This window comes from Halorubrum zhoui (assembly GCF_051194155.1).
GTDB lineage: Archaea > Halobacteriota > Halobacteria > Halobacteriales > Haloferacaceae > Halorubrum.
On the sequence record NZ_JBLZNJ010000001.1, the window covers coordinates 89,216 to 107,799 of the forward strand.

The 18,584-nt window shown below is 65.5% G+C and carries 17 protein-coding genes and 1 pseudogene; 13 read left to right on the plus strand and 5 right to left on the minus strand.

Annotated elements, in window-relative coordinates; translation table 11 throughout:
- Positions 1–4 precede the first annotated feature (4 nt).
- Positions 5–1,111 (minus strand): aldo/keto reductase, encoded by a 1,107-nt coding sequence (locus ACNTAO_RS00435; RefSeq protein WP_435159950.1) that lies wholly within the window; start codon positions 1,109–1,111, stop codon positions 5–7.
- Positions 1,112–1,247: 136 nt separating this feature from the next.
- On the opposite strand from ACNTAO_RS00435, the gene ACNTAO_RS00440 reads away from it, so the two are divergent.
- Entirely contained in the window at positions 1,248–3,635 is a 2,388-nt protein-coding gene (locus ACNTAO_RS00440) for a DEAD/DEAH box helicase (protein WP_435159951.1), read from the plus strand.
- Between the two features lie 104 nt (positions 3,636–3,739).
- Positions 3,740–5,242: a cryptochrome/photolyase family protein gene (locus ACNTAO_RS00445; RefSeq protein WP_435159952.1), complete on the plus strand. Its 1,503-nt coding sequence runs from the start codon at positions 3,740–3,742 to the stop codon at positions 5,240–5,242.
- A 13-nt stretch (positions 5,243–5,255) separates the two neighbouring features.
- On the opposite strand, the gene ACNTAO_RS00450 is transcribed toward ACNTAO_RS00445, so the two are convergent.
- A complete protein-coding gene (locus ACNTAO_RS00450) occupies positions 5,256–5,828 on the minus strand; it encodes a nitrous oxide reductase accessory protein NosL (protein ID WP_435159953.1) in 573 nt (190 codons plus the stop codon).
- Between the two features lie 105 nt (positions 5,829–5,933).
- Between ACNTAO_RS00450 and ACNTAO_RS00455 the strand changes: the two genes are divergently transcribed.
- From ACNTAO_RS00455 to ACNTAO_RS00465, 3 genes are read left to right on the plus strand one after another with little or no spacing between them, the layout of a single operon-like run.
- Complete coding sequence (locus tag ACNTAO_RS00455; RefSeq protein WP_435159954.1) at positions 5,934–7,964, plus strand: NosD domain-containing protein; 2,031 nt, start codon at positions 5,934–5,936, stop codon at positions 7,962–7,964.
- Entirely contained in the window at positions 7,961–8,701 is a 741-nt protein-coding gene (locus ACNTAO_RS00460; protein WP_435159955.1) for an ABC transporter ATP-binding protein, read from the plus strand. Before ACNTAO_RS00455 ends, ACNTAO_RS00460 begins: the two co-directional genes overlap by 4 nt.
- Entirely contained in the window at positions 8,698–9,561 is an 864-nt protein-coding gene (locus tag ACNTAO_RS00465) for an ABC transporter permease subunit (RefSeq protein ID WP_435159956.1), read from the plus strand. Before ACNTAO_RS00460 ends, ACNTAO_RS00465 begins: the two co-directional genes overlap by 4 nt.
- 37 nt (positions 9,562–9,598) lie before the next feature.
- On the opposite strand, the gene ACNTAO_RS00470 is transcribed toward ACNTAO_RS00465, so the two are convergent.
- Positions 9,599–9,940 carry a DUF7471 family protein gene (locus ACNTAO_RS00470; RefSeq protein ID WP_435159957.1) on the minus strand — a complete coding sequence of 114 codons (342 nt, stop codon included), beginning with the start codon at positions 9,938–9,940 and terminating at the stop codon, positions 9,599–9,601.
- A 123-nt stretch (positions 9,941–10,063) separates the two neighbouring features.
- Between ACNTAO_RS00470 and ACNTAO_RS00475 the strand changes: the two genes are divergently transcribed.
- From ACNTAO_RS00475 to ACNTAO_RS00490, 4 genes are all read left to right on the plus strand, one after another.
- The gene (locus ACNTAO_RS00475) at positions 10,064–10,567 is read left to right on the plus strand and encodes a winged helix-turn-helix transcriptional regulator (protein WP_435159958.1); all 504 of its coding nucleotides are present in this window, start codon (positions 10,064–10,066) and stop codon (positions 10,565–10,567) included.
- Between the two features lie 64 nt (positions 10,568–10,631).
- The gene (locus ACNTAO_RS00480; RefSeq protein ID WP_435159959.1) at positions 10,632–11,564 is read left to right on the plus strand and encodes a sulfite exporter TauE/SafE family protein; all 933 of its coding nucleotides are present in this window, start codon (positions 10,632–10,634) and stop codon (positions 11,562–11,564) included.
- Positions 11,565–11,620: 56 nt separating this feature from the next.
- A complete protein-coding gene (locus ACNTAO_RS00485; protein ID WP_435159960.1) occupies positions 11,621–12,313 on the plus strand; it encodes an SCO family protein in 693 nt (230 codons plus the stop codon).
- Between the two features lie 131 nt (positions 12,314–12,444).
- Positions 12,445–13,143 (plus strand): DJ-1/PfpI family protein, encoded by a 699-nt coding sequence (locus ACNTAO_RS00490; protein ID WP_435159961.1) that lies wholly within the window; start codon positions 12,445–12,447, stop codon positions 13,141–13,143.
- A 12-nt stretch (positions 13,144–13,155) separates the two neighbouring features.
- Here ACNTAO_RS00490 and ACNTAO_RS00495 read toward each other — a convergent pair whose 3' ends face one another.
- Complete coding sequence (locus ACNTAO_RS00495; RefSeq protein ID WP_435159962.1) at positions 13,156–13,575, minus strand: universal stress protein; 420 nt, start codon at positions 13,573–13,575, stop codon at positions 13,156–13,158.
- A 136-nt stretch (positions 13,576–13,711) separates the two neighbouring features.
- A pseudogene (locus ACNTAO_RS00500) lies at positions 13,712–13,882 on the minus strand (DUF4385 family protein); the annotation flags it as partial.
- A gap of 64 nt (positions 13,883–13,946) precedes the next feature.
- Between ACNTAO_RS00500 and ACNTAO_RS00505 the strand changes: the two are divergent.
- The 4 genes from ACNTAO_RS00505 (at position 13,947) to ACNTAO_RS00520 (ending at position 18,547) form a co-directional block, all read left to right on the plus strand.
- Positions 13,947–14,489, plus strand: coding sequence for a hypothetical protein (locus ACNTAO_RS00505; protein ID WP_435159963.1), 543 nt, complete (start codon positions 13,947–13,949; stop codon positions 14,487–14,489).
- 2 nt (positions 14,490–14,491) lie between these two features.
- Positions 14,492–15,466, plus strand: a complete 975-nt coding sequence (locus tag ACNTAO_RS00510) for a tyrosine-type recombinase/integrase (protein WP_435159964.1) — start codon at positions 14,492–14,494, stop codon at positions 15,464–15,466.
- A 233-nt stretch (positions 15,467–15,699) separates the two neighbouring features.
- The gene (locus ACNTAO_RS00515; protein WP_435159965.1) at positions 15,700–16,236 is read left to right on the plus strand and encodes a hypothetical protein; all 537 of its coding nucleotides are present in this window, start codon (positions 15,700–15,702) and stop codon (positions 16,234–16,236) included.
- Positions 16,237–17,401: 1,165 nt separating this feature from the next.
- Positions 17,402–18,547 carry a hypothetical protein gene (locus ACNTAO_RS00520; protein WP_435159966.1) on the plus strand — a complete coding sequence of 382 codons (1,146 nt, stop codon included), beginning with the start codon at positions 17,402–17,404 and terminating at the stop codon, positions 18,545–18,547.
- The last annotated feature ends 37 nt before the right edge of the window (positions 18,548–18,584 follow it).

Sequence of the window (18,584 nt, forward strand, 5' to 3'; positions counted from 1 at the left end):
CTCCTCACGCGAACGCGGCGTCGAAGGCCGACGCGCCCAACGGGTCGAACGTGCCGGCCGCGACGTTCTCTCGCAGGTGATCTGCGTCGGTCGTCCCGACGAGCGAACAACGGACCGCCGGTGCACTCCTGGCGAAGTTGAGCGCCCGCTGTGCCGACGTGTCACCCGCCAACGTCGCGTCGACGCCAGCGGGAATCGACCCGGCCGTCGTCAGGTCTCCTCCGCCGAGGCTCGCGCTCGTCACGACCGAGAGATTCGCCTCGTGTGCGACCTGGAGCGTCGACGTCGGCGCTCTCTCGGGGTCGTTCGGCAGCCGCTGTGACGCCCGTGTGAACGCGTCGGCCATGGTGACGGTGAACGGCAGCTGGAGGACGCCGAACCCGTGGTCGTCGTCGGGACCGACCGCCCTGCCCGCGCTGGCGGCCCGCGAGAGGATCTCCCGCAGCGAGAGGTACGCGTCAGCGCTGCGGTCGACCCGCAACGCGTCCCACGTCGCCACCCCGTACTGGCCGATGTCGCCGGCCAGCCGTCGGCGCTCGAGCGCCTCGAAGACGGCTTCGAGCCGATCGTACACCGCCTCACGGTCCCGAACGCGAAGCTGGGTCTCGGGGGCGTGTACGTAGTACGCGTCGATCGTCTCGACGCCGAGCCGCTCGAGCGAGCGGTCCAGGGACCACTCGATGGCGCGCGGTGCGAGGGTGTGCGCGCCGGCGAGGTCGGCGGGTTCGACGAGCCCGGCGTCGACGAAGCGCTCGCGAACGTACGCTGCGGGGTCCGTCGGCCGCTCGCCCGCGAACGGGAGGAACCCGCCCTTGCTCGCGAGGACGACCGCCTCGCGGTCGACAGCTGCGTCGCGTAGTGCCGCACCGACGACGCGCTCGGCGCGCCCGCATCGGTAGTTCACCGCGGTGTCGACGTGGTTCACTCCGGATTCGAGCCCGAGCTGAAGGACCTCGCGTGCCGCGTCGTCGACGGCCGCGGTCGCCGCGCCGCGGTACGTGCCGAGCCCCACGCTCGAGGCCACGCCGGGGCCGAACCGTCTGAAGTACGTCCGCCCGAAGGCGTCGCCGAACTCGTCGCGGTAGCGCCACAGGGCGTCGCGCGTCGCCATGGTCGTCTCGTCGTGAGGCGGCCGGCGGGTAAAGCCTCCGCGGTGCCGCCGCACGGTGCACACGACTGGGTGCAGTGCCGGCGACGACCGCACCGATCACAACGATTAGGCCCGCGGAGCCCGGAGGGTGGTCGACGTGGCAGACGCCATCGAGTGGCTCCGGAACCGGCCCTACTACGCGGGACAGATCGCCGAGCACCGCCGGCTCCCGGCGCGGGAACCGACGTACGCGGACGTCGACCTCGCGTCCCGGCTCGAGGACGCGCTCGCCGACGACGGCGTCGATCGGCTCTACCGACACCAGGCGGAGGCGATCGCCGCGATCCGCGACGGCGACGACGTCGTCATCGCCACCGAGACCGCGAGCGGGAAGTCGCTCGCGTACACCGTCCCGGCGTTCGAGGCCGCGATGGACCACGGCGGGCGGACGCTGTACGTCGGTCCGCAAAACGCGCTCGTCGCCGACCAGGAGGCGTCGCTCTCGTCGCTCGCACGCGGCCTCGGCTTCGGGAGCCGGGTCTCGGTCGAGTCGTACACTGGCCGGCTCTCGCGGTCCGAAAAGCGCGATGTCCGCGACGCTCGCCCGACCGTGCTGCTCTCGAATCCGGACATGCTCCACTACGCGCTGCTCCCGTACGCCGGCCGGCTCTGGGAGTGGTTCTTCTCCTCGCTCGAGTACGTCGTGATCGACGAGGTACACGGCTATCGCGGGGTGTTCGGCACGGGCGTGGCGCTCACGATGCGCCGGCTCGCGCGGACGTGTGCCCGATTCGGGACGGACCCGACGTTCGTCTGTTGTTCGGCGACGATCGGCAACCCGGTCGAACACGCGGCCAGAGTCACCGGCCGCGACCCGGACGGAATCACCCTCGTCGACGAGGACACCTCGGGTCGCGGGCCGCGCGACTGGGTGCTGTGGAATCCGCCGACGTACGACGACGAGTGGGCCGAGCGGGGACACGGTCGTCGCCGGTCGAGTCACACGGAGAGCAAGCGCCTGTTCGTCGACCTCGTCCAGAGCGGTCGACAGACGCTGACGTTCACCCGCGCACGCCAGACCGCAGAGCAGTACGCGACGGACAGCGCGAGCGAGCTGCGAAGCCGTGGCGACCACGACCTCGCCGCGAAGATCGGCGCGTATCAGGCCGCGCTGACGGACGACCGACGCCGAGAGCTCGAGGCCGACCTCCACAGCGGCGCCCTCCGTGGTGTCTGGTCGACGAACGCGCTCGAGCTCGGCGTCGACGTCGGCGGCTTAGACGCGGTGATCCTCGACGGATACCCTGGGACCCGGATGTCGGCGTACCAGCAGGCCGGTCGCGCTGGCCGGGGAGACGACCCGGCGCTCGTGGTGATGGTCGGCGGTGAAGACCAGCTCGACCAGTACCTGTTGACCCACCCGGCCGACTTCTTCGAGGCGCCGCCGGAGGACGCGATCTGCGACCCGGCGAACGAGCAGCTGCTCTCGCGACACGTCGCCTGTGCGGCCGACGAGTCGTGGCTCTCGCCGGGCGACGAGGCCGTCTTCGGCGAGGCCTTTCCGGAGACGGTGGGTGAGCTCACCGAGTCGGGGACGCTCGCGCGCCGCGACGTCCCCGACGGCACCCGGTGGACGTACGCGGGCGACGAGAGCCCACAGCACGCGATGAACCTCCGGACGGCCACGGACCGGCCGGTCGAGCTCGTCGACCGGTCGAGCGGCGAGTCGATCGCCTCGCTGGGCTTTGCCGACGCCCTTCGCGACGCTCACCCCGGTGCGATCTACCACCAGCAGGGGCGCACCTACGAGGTCGTCGAGCTCGACCTCGATCGCAACGTCGCCGAGTTGCAGTCGTCGTGGGCGGACTACTACACCCAACCGCTCACGGACAAAGACATCGTCGTGAGCGCTGACCTCGACGAGCGACGACTCGACGCCCGCCCCGACGTGCCCGTACGGTTCGCGTCGGTGACCGTCTCCGAACAGGTCACCGGATTCGTCCGCAAGGACGCGACCACCGGCGAGTCGCTGGGCGACACACCGCTCGACCTGCCGGAGACGACCCTGCAGACGAAGGCGCTCTATTTCCCCGTCCCACGCGACGTCGAAGCCGAGATGCGGACCATGGGTGGTGACGACGCAGGCGACGCCCCCGGCGGCGAACACGCGTTCAACGGCGGGATCCACGCCGCCGAACACGGTATCATCTCGTTGTTCCCGTTTCACCTGTTGTGTGATCGCGCCGACATCGGCGGCATCTCGACGCCACACCATCCACACGTTGGCGGGCCCGCAGTGTTCGTCTACGACGGCCACCCGGGCGGCGTCGGGCTGACCCGTCGGGGTCACCAGCGCGCCGAGGAGTTGTTCACGCGGACGGCCCGACTCATCGCGGGCTGTGACTGTGCGGACGGCTGTCCCGCCTGCGTCCAGTCACCCCACTGTGGCAACGCCAACGAGCCCCTCGCGAAGGCGCCGGCGGTCCACCTGCTGGAGCGACTGACCGGCACCGACGCGTCGAGCGACGCGCCGACCGACGGCTGAACAGCACCAGCCGCCACGGCGGTCGAATCGTCGAGTCGCCGTCTCCTGACCAGTCGCTCCGGCTTCGGCGGAGGGTTCAGGGGCGTCCGGCTCGTTGCGCGGACATGGAGCTATTCTGGCACCGACGCGACCTCCGCGTCGCCGACAACGTCGGCCTCGCGAAAGCGGCCGACCGTGGCACCGTCGCGCCCGTCTTCGTCTTCGACCCGGCTATCCTCGAACACGGAAGCGACGTCCGCGTTCGACGTCTGCTCGACGGACTCGCCGCGCTCGCGGCGGCGTACCGCGACCGCGAGAGCGACCTGATCGTCGCACACGGCCGCCCGGAGGCTGTCGTCCCGACCCTCGCCGACGCTCTCGACGCCGACCGCGTCCGCTGGAACCGCGGGTACTCCGGGCTGGCCCGCGAGCGCGACGCGGCGGTTCGTCGGGCGCTCGCAGATGTGGACGTCGCGCGGGAGGCTCACCACGACGCCGTCTTACACACGCCCGACTCGATCCGGACGAACGCGGGGGACCCCTACTCGGTGTACTCGTACTACTGGAAGAAGTGGACCGACCGCGAGAAGGACGCGCCGGTTCCCACGCCCGACGCGGCCGACCTCGCCGACCCGGAGACGCTACACGCGGCGGCCGATCCCGCAATGCGGGCGGACGGCAACGCGGCGGCTGATGGCGGTGCGGTGGCCGACGACGTCGCGGTCGGCGAGCTTCCGACCGCGTCGTCGCTCGGGTTCGACGATCCGGCGGCCGACGTCGGCCCCGCAGGGACCGCGGCCGCACGAGACCGGCTCTCGACGTTTCTTGCCGACGCCGTGTTCCGCTACGAGACGGACCGCGACTATCCCGCTCGCGACGGCAACTCACGGCTCTCGGCGTTCCTCGCGTACGGCGAGATCGGGGTTCGAGAGGTGTACGCCGCCACCGAGGAGGCGATGGCGACCGCGGCCGACCGTCCCGAAGACGAGGCCGAAGCGAGCGTGGAGGCGTTCCAACAGCAGCTCGCTTGGCGCGAGTTCTACACGCAGGTGTTGTACCACAACCCCGAAGTCGTCACAGAGAACTACAAGACGTACGAGGAGGGAATCGAGTGGCGAGACGACCCCGACGAGATAGCCGCGTGGAAGCGCGGTGAAACCGGCTACCCGATCGTCGACGCGGGGATGCGCCAGCTGCGCCAGGAGGCGTACATGCACAACCGCGTGCGGATGATCGTCGCCTCCTTCCTCACGAAGGACCTGCTCGCCGACTGGCGACACGGCTACGGCCACTTCCGGGACCGACTCGCGGATCACGACACCGCGAACAACAACGGGGGCTGGCAGTGGGCCGCCTCGACGGGGACCGACGCACAGCCGTACTTCCGCATCTTCAATCCGATGACACAGGGCGAGCGGTACGACCCCGAGGCCGCGTACATCCGGGAGTACGTGCCCGAGCTTCGCGGCGTCGACCCCGACGTCGTCCACGGCTGGCACGAGTGTTCACCGACCGAACGCGCGAACGCGGCTCCGGCGTACCCGGCACCGATCGTCGACCACGCCTCGCGGCGCGAGAACGCGCTGGCGATGTACAAGCGCGCCCGCGGAGAGGACCCCGACGAGTAGCGACCGAGGCGGCTTAGAGCGCTTCGAGCGTGCCGCGGTCGACGGCCTCCGCGTCCATCGACTGGCCGCCGTACTCGGCGAGGAACGACTCAACGTCGGCACCGTCGCCGAACGGAACGATGGCCGGGCCCATGGCCCCCGACACCTCGCTGCCGACGACCACGGTCAGCTCGGTCGTCGGCGCGAACGCCGCAGCCTCGACGTGTGAGGAAAAGACCACGTCGTCCCCGGCACGAAACACCTCCTTGTCGACCCGCGAGTAGTCGGTGAGGAACGTCACTATCGGCCGTCGGCCGGCGTCTTCGGCGTCGAACCGGTAGGTGTAGGTGCAGACGCTGCTGCAGAACTGTGCCGGTCGACCGCCCTCCGGCGCGTCGTCTTCGAAGTGCACCTGTCCGACCGGCCCCGGGTGGTCCTCGAGTATCATCCCACACTCGTCGCAGGCGCGCTGTCCGGAGAGCGTGATGGGCTCGATGGACGCCGCGGGGTCGCCCCCGAGACAGCCGGCAAGCGAGACTGGAAGCGCAACCGCGACGCCGGCGAGCGCCCGGCGTCGGGTGATCGCCGATCGTGGTGACGGTGGCATGACTGGCCGTTCGCGCTCGGCCGCCATAGTCGCTCGGACCGGATCCGGTTCCTGGTTCGAGAAACGAACCACGCCGGCTATACCGGAGGAAGCCGAATCACCTGCGTGGCAGTATTCGACCCCTTCGGCGAGCGCTCGCGTCGCGTGCTCGCCGCGCTCGTCGTCGTCGGGGCGCTCGCGGGGGCCGCGACGGTCGGTGCGTTCGCCGTCGACCCGGCCGCAGCAGTCCCCGGACCGGTGGCGTACGACGACACGGTCGAGCTCGGGCTCTCCTCGGAGACGGACGTGCTGATGCGTGGCGACGCCCGGATTCCCCGGGTCCAGGTGTTCTACTCGCAGCTGCAGTACGTGGTCGGCTACAACGGGGTCGAGTCGTTCGTCGCGACGATCGACGACGGGCGAACGGAGGCGCAGTTCGGCTATCCGCTCGTCGTCTACGTCGAGACGTTCGACGGCGGGAACCCGGACGTCACCAGAGCGGGCTACTTCACGGCCGAGCGGGCGACCGAGTGGATCCCGGCGGACGACGCGACGTACGTCGCCGGCAGCGACGCCCGGAGTCCAGCCGGTGAGACGGTCGTCCCGTTCGCGAGCCGGCAGGCGGCGACGGCGTTCGCGGCCGACCACGGCGGACGTGTCACCGACTGGGAGACCGTCCGCCGGTCGTCGTTCGACGTCGACTCCGCGGCGACCGTGCGGTCGGTCGCCCCGGCGCGGTGGGAGACGGCCGACGAGCGGATCGCGACCGCGGCACGGACCGCCGACCGTCCCGTCTCCGTCGTGGTCGGCGAGGACCAGCCGACGATTGCTGCGGCGGTCGACGCGGCACCACCGAACACGACCGTCGCCGTCCCGCCGGGGACGTACACGGAGCGGGTCGTCGTGAACCGCTCGATCACGATCGCGGGCCGCGACGCGACCGTTCGGGGGAACGGGACCGGCTCAGTGATCACGGTTCGCGCGCCGAACGTGGCGCTCTCCGGGCTCCACGTCGCAGGCGCCGGTAACCGGACGAGAGACCCCGAGGCGGCGCGACGACAGGCCCGCGACGACGGGAGCTGGGATACGAACATCCAGCTCGGCTACGGCTACGGCGACGCCGGGATTCGCGCGATAGACGCGCCGGGCTTGTTCGTCGACGACGTGACCGTCGAGACGAACGCGAGCGGTATCCTCCTCCGCGCGGGGTCTGACGCCGTCGTCCGTGCGCTCCGAGTCGACGGGAGCGACGACTGGCGCGACGGCTTCATGGGGATCACGGCGATGGAATCACAGGTGACTGTCACGGACTCCGTCTTCAATGGGGGCCGCGACGGGATCTACGCGCACCGCGCCGACGGCTCGATCGTCCGGAACTCGACGTTCCGGGGCAACCGGTACGGCACGCACCTGATGTACACCGGCGACGCGTTGATCGCGGACAACACGTTTCGCGACGCGCGGTTCGGTGGGATCACGGTGATGACGCGACCGTCCGGCAACGCGATCGTCGGCAACGACGTGCGACGATCGGGTGCCGGAATACAGGCGTCGGGCACGCGAGCGTACGTGGCGTACAACACGCTTGCACACAACGGGCTCGGCTTCTCGACCAGCTCCCGGGGATCGCTGTACGAACACAACGTCGTCGTCGGCAACGAGGAAGGCGCCCACGCGACGACGGTCGTCCCCTCGAGCCGTGTCGTCGCAAACGACTTCGTCGCGAACGATCGCCACGCGATCGCGGGGCCGGGAGCCCTTCGCGTCTGGGCCGCTGACGGTCGCGGCAACTACTGGGAGGGCGCGACCGTCGGCCTCCACGAGCCAGGCGGTCGTGCGTACCGGCCGACGTCCGCCGTCGACGCCGCGCTCCACCGAGAGGTTGCGGCGGCCGCGCTGCGCGAGTCGCCGGCCGGGACGCTCCTGAACGGACTCTACGGGACGGTGCCGGGCGCACGCTCCGGAAGCATCGTCGACCCCGATCCGGCGACGGAGCCGTTCGCCCCGGACCGCGTCGCCGCGGCGCGGTCGCCGGACGGCGACTCGGTCCACGCCGAGTGGCGGGCAGCGATCGCGTCGCCGGCCACCAACTCGTCCACCGAGCTGCCGTCGACGAGGGGACCCGACTCACCGCCCCTCGTGGAGAGACGCCGATGAGCGACGACGCGGTCGCCTCGCTGTCGGGGGTCTCACGCACCTACGGAGGGATAGCCGTGCTCGACTCGGTCACGCTCGACGTCGGCCCCGGCGTGACGGCCGTGGTCGGCCCGAACGGCTCCGGAAAGTCGACCATGCTCGGACTCCTCGCCGGCGCGGCCGAGCCGACGACGGGAACGGTGTCCGTGACCGACCCCTCCGGGCCGAAGCCGGTCGGCTACCTGCCGCAACGCGTGCCGTTTCGCGACGGCTTCACCGCCCGCGAGACGCTCGCGTTCTACGCCCGACTCGTCGACGCCGACCCGGACGCAGCGCTCGAACGGGTTGGACTCTCGGACGCGGCCGAGCGTCCGGTCGAGGCGCTCTCTGGCGGGATGCGGCGGCTGCTCGGTATCGCACAGGCGACGGTCGGTACCCCTCCGCTCGTCGTCCTCGACGAGCCCACGAGCGGCCTCGACCCGGGGATGCGTGAGCGCGCGTTTCGGACGGCTACTCGGGCCGCGACCGACGGGACGGCCGTCGTCCTCAGCTCGCACGACCTCAAGCTCGTCGACGACCACGCGGACGGCGTCGTCCTCCTCGCGGGCGGTCAGGTGGCCGCCGCGGGCTCCCGTGGTGACCTCCTCGACAACTACGACGTCGCGTCCGTCGACGAGCTGTACCGAGCCGTCGTCGGCGAGTCGGTCGCAGCCGACGCGTCGCCGGCCGTCCACGTGACGGGGGTGTCGGACCGATGAGGGAGTCGCTCGCGGGGCTCACCACGATCTTCAGACGCGAGCTCGCGACCGTCCTCAGGACGCCCGGCTACGGCGTGCTCGGCGTTGGTCTGCTCGCGCTCCTGGTCGGCATCGTCGCCGTCGGCGGGGGTGGTGCGACCGGATTCGTGCCGGCGGTCGTCGACCTCCTCTTGCCGACCGAGGTCGTCGTCCCGCTCGTGGCGTTCGTGCTCGGCTACCGGGCGCTGCTCACCGACACCGAGAGCGGCGAGTTCGCCGTCGTCCGAACGTACCCGGTCGGCGTCGGCGGGTACGTCCTCGGCGTGGTGCTCGCGCGGGTGGTCGGACTGCTCGTCGTCGTGGGTGCGCCGTACGTCCTCGTCGGCGTGGGGATCTGGCTCACTGCCGCGCCCGACACCGGGATCTTCGCCACCCACTCCGGCGTCGACTCGCCGTGGCTGTACGTCCGCTTTCTCGCGTTCGTCGTCCCGTTCGCGGCCACGTACCTCGCGCTGGCGACGGCCGTCTCCGCGGTCGCCGCCTCGCGCCGAGCCGCGATCGCACTCGGTGCGCTCGCCGTCGTCCTCGGCGTCCTCGGAGGCGACCTCGCTGCCGTCGGCTCGCTGGCGGGCGGGACCTCCCCCGAGGCGATCTCGGGGCTCCTCGTGCGCACGCCGAACGGAGCCTTTCGCGGACTGGTGTTCGAACACGTCGTCGGCGTCGCGTTCGCCCCCGAGGGCGGCTTCGTCGCGACCGGTCGTGCGCTCGCGTCGCTGGCTGCGTGGACCGTCGTCCCGACGGCCGTCTCGGCGGCCACGCTGGCGTACGGGCGGCGCCTCGACGCGTTCCTCGAGGGGGTTCGCGCGTCACGACGCGAGTGATCGCTGGCGCACCGACGACCGCTCGCGCGGGCGACCCCTACGGTGTCGACTCGCCGGGCGTCCCCGGCGCGTGGGCGTACACCGCGTACAGGACGATCGCGGCGATCAGAAAGTCGAGGCTGTGTTCGAGAAAGTGGTGGACCGGCATCGGGACGTACCCGAGCACAGTGCCGGCACCGACGACCGACCGGGCGAGAAGCACCCCGACGGCCACGCAGACGAGCCGGTACTGCTTGGTCCGGCGGCGGCGGTACGCGAGCAGGCTCACGACAAAGAGCGCGCCGGTGCCGACCCCCGCGACGGCGACGACGACGAGGAGCGGAACCGAGCCCTCGACTCCCCAGCCACCCGCCGCCAGTAGTGTCCTCACGTCGGTCATCGATACGGTCGATCGACGCGCCACGGACATGAATACTGCACCCGGCTGGCGGCGGATCGATTCCCGACCGCGGAGACGACACGAGCGGCTTTTATCCGCACCGACGCTAGCTCGGCCATCCACATGTCGGACACCAGAGCCCGCATCCGTCGGCACGTGCTCGACACCCCCGGCGTCCACTTCAACCGGCTCGGGCGCGAACTCGACGTCGCCACCGGCCAGGCGCAGTATCACCTGCGCCGGCTCGTCCGCGACGACGAACTCGCGGTCGAGCGCGTCGCGGGGCGCACCCACTACTTCGATCCCGCGTTCGACCCGTGGGAGCGACGGACGATCGCGTTCTTGCGCCGTGAGACCGCGAGAGAGCTCATCGTTCGACTGTACACCGCGGGCCCCACACGACCCACTGACCTCGCCGAGGAGCTGGGTCTCGCCCGCAGCACCGTCGCCTGGCACGTCTCGACGCTCGCCGACGCCGGGGTGCTCGAAAAGTCCGACTCGCGGCCGATGACGCTCCGGCTCGCGGCACCAGAGCGGACGGCGACGCTCCTCGAGATAGTCTCGCCCTCGCTGCCTGACCGGCTGCTCGACCGATTCACCCGGACGGTCGACCACCTCTTCGAGTGATCTGACCGGCTCCGTTCGGCGATCGCACCAGACGTGTTAGGAGTGTTCACAGCCACGGTCGTGTATGTCCGCGCTCGCCGGCGTCGTATCGTGGGAGCTATTATCGCTGTCGTCGTTGAGCGGTTCGGCGTCGTCGGTCACCGGCGGCCACGCGTCTGCGCTCTCGACCGTGCTCGCGCAGGCGACGTGTGAGCCGACCGGAACCATCTACACGAGCGAGCCGCTCGGACTCGGCGTCTTCGTGTTGATCGGCCTGTTCGGCGGCGCACACTGTCTCGGAATGTGTGGACCGCTCGTCTCGACGTACGCCGACCGGATGCGCGAGGACGACCGGTCGACCGACGGCGGCCGACCCGTGGGACGGCCCGCGACGCTCACTGTCGAGCAGGTGCGCCAACATGCCCTGTTCAACCTCGGACGTGCGGGGAGCTACGCGACCATCGGTGCGTTGTTCGGACTCGCTGGGAGCCTCGCGTTCGTCACCGGTCGGACGGTCACGACTGTCGCGGACGACGTCCACGCGATCACCGGCATCCTCGTCGGGACCGTCATCGTCGCGACCGGGGTTCGCTACGCGCTGCGGCTCGAGTTTCACGCGATGTCCGTCCCCGGACTCGACCGCCTGTTTCGGGCGGTCACGGCCCGGCTCGTCCCGCGCATCGACGCGTGGGTCGGCGACTGGCGGATACTCGGACTGGGGGCCGCTCACGGCCTGTTGCCGTGTCCGTTGTTGTACCCGGCGTTCCTCTACGCGTTCGTCCAGGGGAGCGTCGCCGGCGGCGCGGTCACCCTCGGTGCGCTCGGCGTCGGGACCATTCCGGCGATGTTCCTGTTCGGCACGCTCTTCGTATCGGTGAGCACGGAGCGGCGACTGCAGCTTCACCGGGTGCTCGGCGTCGCCTTCGTCGCACTCGGGTACGTGCCGCTCCAGCACGGACTCGCGGTACTCGGCGTCCCGCTCCCGCACCCGCCGATCCCGTACTACTCGCCCTTCTAGTCCCGTTCGACGCACACACCAGACGGGTTATCTGTGGCCCACGCCACCGGACAACCATGTACAGGCGGACGGTACTCGGTGGGATGGGCGCAGCGGCGACGGGGGGACTCGCCGGCTGCACGAGCCGGCTGTTCGGGACCGACACCGACGGGGTGGTGCTCGGTCCCCAGGAGGACCAACTCGCCGACAGCGAGGACCTCTCGTACCCCGCCTACGGCCAGCCGCTGCCGGCGTTCGAACTCGACGCACCGCTCGCGGACGCGACGATCGACAGCACGGCACTCGATCGGACGGCGATCGTGACCGCAATATTCACCTCGTGTCCGGCCGAGTGCGGCATCCTGCTCTATCGACTCGCCGGCGTACAGCGGCGGATCGCCGAGGCAGGAATGACCGACGCGGTGGTGTTTCTCCCGATCTCGTTCGACCCCGAGCGCGACGACGCCGCGGCGTTTCGGGCAAACGCCGAGACGCTTGGGATCGACCTCTCGGCCGGGAACTGGCACTACCTGCTGCCGGAGACGCCCGCCGAGGCCAAGACGGTCGTCGAAGAGCGACTCGGCATCGGCTTCGAACGAACAACCCAGAGCGACCGGCTCGAGGGATACGACTTCACCCACGCGGTGGTGACACTGCTCGTGAACCCCGACGGTGTCGTGGAGCGCGCCTATCGTGGCGAACAGATCGACCGAGACCGCGTCACGGGTGACCTCGAGACCGTCGTCGCCGCCTTCGCCGAGTCGTCGTAGGGCGTCGCCGGCGACACCTCGCGGGCGACCGTCGCTCGCGACGTCCGTGCGCTCGTGACATCCCAGCGGACTCGCCCGTTCGGGACTGCCGCAGGGACAACCGAGATGTAGGCTCCGGTCCACTGGCCGGTATGCACGTAGACGTGCTGGTGTACGACGGCTTCGACGAGCTCGATGGAATCGGTCCGTACGAGGTGTTCGACTACGCGCTGACGTACGCCGGCGAGGAAGCCGGCGACAGCGCGGCCGAGGAGGCTGCCGCCAGCGACGCGGCCGAAGCGGCCACCGCTGGTGGTTCCGACACCGCCGGCCGCGTGCGGTACGTCACGCTCGACGCACGCGAGACCGTGACGGCGAGTCACGGAACCCAGGTCGGTGTCGACGGGACCCTCTCGGGGCCCGACAGCGACGACGCGCCGGACCTCCTCGTGGTGCCCGGTGGCGGGTGGAACGGCCGCGACGAGGAAGCGAGCGCGTGGGCAGAGGCACAGCGAGGCGACGTTCCAGACGCGTTGGCGGCCCACCACGCCGCCGGCACGCGAATCGCGAGCGTCTGTACCGGGTCGATGCTGCTGGCCGAAGCGGGCGTGACCGACGGTCGCCGCGCCGTCACTCACGCGGGAGCCGTCGACGAACTCCGTGCGTCCGGTGCGCATGTCGTCGACGCGCGGGTCGTCGACGACGGTGACCTGCTCACGGCCGGCGGCGTCACCTCGGGGATCGACCTCGCGCTGTACGTCGTCGAGACCGCCTTTGGCGAGGCGATCGCCGACCGCGTCGCGACCGTCATCGAGTACGAGCCTCGACACGCGGTCGCGTCCCCGGAGTGACCGTCCGCGGGATCACTCGGCCGCGTCGGCGGTCGCATCCACCGTGATCACGGTACAGTCGAGTTGGTCGCGCAGGTACGCGTCGATGTCGGGATCTGACAGGAGCGTCTGGACCATCCGGCGCCAGCGCCCGGCCTGTTTCGACCCGATGACGACCACGTCCGCGTCCTCGGCGACGGCCTCCTCTAAGATCGTCTCCTCGACGAGGAATCCCCGCCGAACCGCGTACCGGGCCCGATCGAGACTGCCGAGCCGCCGTTCGACCGCCCGCTTGAGGTCCCGTCGCGAGACGTCGCCGCCCTGCTGAAAGAGGTCGACGTGGAGCACCCGCAGGTCGGCGTCGCGCTCGTCGGCGACGCGCACTCCCTCTCGGAGCGTCGCCGCCGAGTGTGCCGTGAGTGGGTACCGAACCGGTACCACAACCAGCGTCATGATCGAGCGGAGGCGGCCCCGAGGTAAATACGCCGGTGGTCGACCACTCCGACGCCGACACGCGAGCCGTCGCACGCGCCCGACATCGCTACGGCGCGGGAGACGATGACGTCGACGATCCCACCGCGGCCACCGGTCACTCGGCGAGCTGCTCGCGGGCACGCTCGTACGCCGGGTCCTCGCGCACCCGGTCGAGCCGCTCGCGGTACACCCGGGCGATCTCGCGTTTTTCGGGGTCGTACCACGTCTCCGGTTCGCGCTCGACTCGTTCGCCCGCGTCGGTCCGCTCGTACTTCTGTCCCCCCGGATACTTCGCGTACTACATAAAATTATGCACAAGAGCTTAACAGGTATATCCCGAATACTTGCCCATGGGCGACGAAACCCCACGGTACGACAAGCGCATTCACGCACTCGTATCCGAGCGACAGCACGAGGAGTGGAAGTCACTGACCCGAGGCGATGACGCGCCGTATGAGTCCATGTCACAACTCGTCCGGCTTTCGGTCCAGAGAGAGATAGCCGACGAGAATCCCGCCACAGACAGTGAGGGCGGTTTCTCGGAGGAATTGCAGAGTACGATACTCGACATGGCCGACACTCTCGAAGGTATTGATAGCCGTCTCTCGTCCGTCGAGAAGCGCATGAGCAAACTCGAAGTGGAGTCCGACGAAGATACATACGAATTACAGGGACAGATTCTCAATGCCCTACCCTCCGACTCAGGAAAAGACCCTGAGAACTTCGAGGACTGGGCGGCAACTGTGGCAGACGTCGCCGCTCAGGTGAATGAAGACATTGACGTAGTGAACGGTGTACTTGATGAGTTGGCAGAGGAGACTGGTGCAGTAGTGCGAGAGTTTGGCTCCGAGTATCTGGATGGCTATGGTGTGTACTATTATCGGAGGGCGTAGCGATGGAGGTAGACGGTATTCTCCTCGAACTGGAACGGTCGAGAGGCAGGCGCTACGCCAAGCACGCCGAAGACTTCAGAGCATGGCTTGACGACCATGAGACGTATAGTGTGGACGTCTCGGAGGCGTCAGAGGGCCATATCAGAGCCTACCTGCGTCACCTTCGAGACGAGGGCGCATATCTGCAAGACGGCGACCGGGGATATGCTCCGACCACAATTCACCTTGCGCTCGTCGCACTCTCCAAGTTCTACCAGACGGCGTCCGATTTCGGTGGAGAGATAGAAAATCCCTGCGAGGAGGTGACCGTCACGGACCTTGACGGAATCCGCAAGGTACAGTCGCGCAAGTCGAAGGCTATTCGAGGGAAACACGTAATACTGGATGACGAGGAAATCCGTGCCCTCTGTGAGAATGTGCCTGCCCCCGCTCTCAGGAATGAGTTGATAATCAAGCTCATGCTCCAAACCGCATGCAGGCGCGGGGAAATCCGACATATTCGACTACAGGATATTGACCGGGATACCCGCAAAATCAAAGTCTTCGGTGAGAAGACCGATGATTACCGAGTGGTGCGTTACCAGAGTCGGCTAAAGCCACTCATGGCACAGTGGATAGACGTGGATAGGAATGCCTACGCCGTTGCCGAGAAATCGCCCTATCTGTTCCCCTCTCGTCAGTCGGAACAAATCTCGACTGACCGTCTTAATTACATCGTTACCCAGTCGGCAAAGAATGCAGGCATTCAGGAAGTGATTGACCACAACGCCGCAGGGCAACCGATTCACCGAATTACCTGCCACGCGCTACGTTCGACAGCACTCACTCGACTGCTGAATGAGGGTATGAGTACCCGTCACCTCCAGCAATATGCCGGGCACTCGCAGGTGAGCCAAACGGAGGAATACCTGAATCCGACAGACGAGGAAGTCCTTGACGCGATAGACGAGAATAGGGACGCTTTCGACTTTGAGTAGGATATCTCTCGTCCGACACACAAGCTTGCTGACGCGCCTCACGTCGCCTCTCACGCCCCGCTACACTCGCCCCGCCTACCACGGTAAGGCGACGGCGACTGAGGGGTGCTTGCCCCCGCAGGGAGACGGAGACGCTATAGGGACGAAGGACCGCCAATCGTGTTTGCGGTTACAACTATCAGAAATGAGACGATGTGGAAAAGGTGTATATATCAAGCAAGTAAATGAAACCTATGACAGAGTTAAATCAAATTAGGAGACGAGATGTTCTCGCTGGTTTGTCTACCGTCGGACTTGGAACCATCGCCGGATGTACTGGAAGTGAGACTCCAGATAGTAGTAACGAGGAAACAGATGATGGTTCTGGTAATACGGAAGCAGATGATGGTTCTGGAGTACCCGAACCCGAAGAAAATTGGCAACAAGGTCTCCCTCACTGTTCAACAGGAGATTACACGTTAAAAATAAGAGGTTTACTGATTAATTACTCGGGACAGACAGTAACCGTAAATATTGAAAATACGGGTATTGAGGCCCGTGAGATAGAAGAGGTAGGTATCAAATTTGAGTACATAACAGACGGGGACCGTAACGAAATTTATGATGAGCTATTTAGCGCCTCATTTTCTGGTAGGGTAGAGGGAGGCGACACTCAGAGTTATGAGGTATCTGATTTTAGCAGAGTGTTCTGGGAAGATGCCGATATTGAGGATGTACGCCTATTTCTCTCATCGGGAAATAATGTTCAACCCTGTTGGGGAGACGGTTAGACCGTTAGTTAGACCATCACTTTCCGCTATATCGGGATGAGATTATACTACTTACGTTCAATTTTACCGATTAAGACGCGGGTCAGTGTTTTGCTTGCCTCGAAGCCAGTCTCTCATGGCTTGCTCAAGTTCCTCACCCGATAGCTCTGCCTCATCGTCTGCCGAGATATTCATTCTATCGTGTAACTCGTCGCGTTTGGCAGACGCAGAGGCAAGTTCACTAAGAGTACTCTCAAGCTCTTGTTGAATGCGGTCGTCGTCAAACTGAGAGAGAGCCTGAGCATCGTCGTCAGAAACCTCTACCGTCCATGTCATTTCTTTCATTGGCCGACCTCCTCGATATAATTCTCTGCCAATCGCCGGACAACAGCACCACGAGGGACTTGCCTCTCAACTCCGTACATGAGATTGCTGGCTTCGGCTAACTTGTTCAACTCCTGTTCTGTGACGCGAATCATAGTCTTATTTTCGTTCGACATAGTTTATTTCAGCCAATTAAAATGAGCCAATTGGTCAGGCTCGAAAAAGCAAGTTTGGACGTGGCACTTACTTAAGCCAGTTATGACAGATATACCTGTGAGCAGTTGAGTACGTTGAACAACTCAACCGTCAGTGGAGTAGCAATTTTCTTGGAATCGTTGCTACTCAATAGTACATAAGGGCTCCAGCTACTTAAATGTTTTGGTTTTGATATATCATCTGCTATCAGAAACGGAACCCCTGACGAGAATTGCCGCTATTTATAAAGCCGAGCTGGCTGATTTAAATAGGGGCAGATAATCTATCTGTTATAAAAATTATATATCAATCTGAAAAATTTATACATTCAGACTAACATAACTGAGATGAACTATCGAAAGATTTAAATGTTTGTAGCACGTACTACTAAGTGACAGATTAGATATATGCATTGATTCCTCTACGGGATTTGAAAGAGCAAGGGCAAAGAAGCCCTCACAAGAACGTACACACTCTTAGCAGGGCTTCCAGAAACTTAAGTGTTTCGATAGTTTTGCCCTTGCTCGCGCTTCTGTTTGTGATTTAACATGCGAGCAAGCAATAGTAAGACAAGCGATAGTATAGAAACAAAGACATTTATCGAAGTATCGGGGACACTCGTCTGGCAAATCCTCTGGTTCACTCTCCTAGTATTGGTGGTTGCTCTATGAGTGCCACCGAGTGCCTTCGAGGAATGGCAGAGATACTTGACGAGACGGACGTGACGATTGACTACGCGGAAGTTGGGCCTTCGACTCTATTACCCAATCCGAATAAAACGGTTGATGAATTTCAGACATGGCTTGACGAAAAACGACAGAATGCCACTTGGCAGAACGATGAAGCCACGAAGACCTACCCGCTACAACACAACTGGAGCCACCGGAAGGCCCGGCGGAATTTCGCCAGAGCGAAGGACGTAGATAGGTACTTCTGGAACCGCTACGACGAGTTTACGACAGTCTTGGTAACTCGTACTGCCGACGAGAATACTGCCCCACTACTTGAGCAAACGGAAGCCCTCTCGCCAGACGCCTACCACCAGAGTAGATACCGATTGCTCAAGCGTCTCTCAGACGACTATGCGGCAGTGGTAGTACGTGCCCCGAAGTACGACCTACCCAACCCATCCGTAACGGTTCGTACTCACGTCCATGAAGCCTACTGGATTCCGGGCCGTCACTCTGCCGACGACTTCGACTTGCTCAAGCGCAAGCATCACGAGACAGTACCCGGAGCGACAGAGGCTCACGTCACGGTTGAGCATCACTCGGCAGACACCTACCCAACCCGTTCGCAACGGTTCGGGAAGGATGCCACCCGTGGGGCGACGACGGCACTACCCTACGAGGTGGCGGCAGAGAATCAACCCTTGATGAACGTCGAGACAGATGCCGCAGACTTGTACGACACCCGTGCGCTCGAATGGTGCGCGACTCTCTCGGCAGGCGACGACGACACTCACGAGACTGCCGGTATGGGCTACTGGAAGGAGCTTGGTGGCTTCAGAGAGTATGCCGACAGGGTAGAAGATAGCTTGAAGCGTAAGGTGGAGAGGGACTACCACCGTTCACTGAATAACCCATACCGTTCGCAACGGTATGAGACAAACGTCATGCCAGAGCTTGATGAACCAGAGTCTTCCCCTCTCAGAATCTCTCAACCCGCCAGAGAGAGCCTGTTTCAAGCGGTTAGCAAGCTGGCGAAAATCCCGACACCGGATAGAAGAATTGAAACTCTCGATACCAGTAGTTTCAAAACCTCCTTGGACACTTCCCGAGAAAACCCAGATAGCCGGAAATTAGAGAATTGACCGGGATTGATAATCTGGAATTTGTGGAACTAACGGC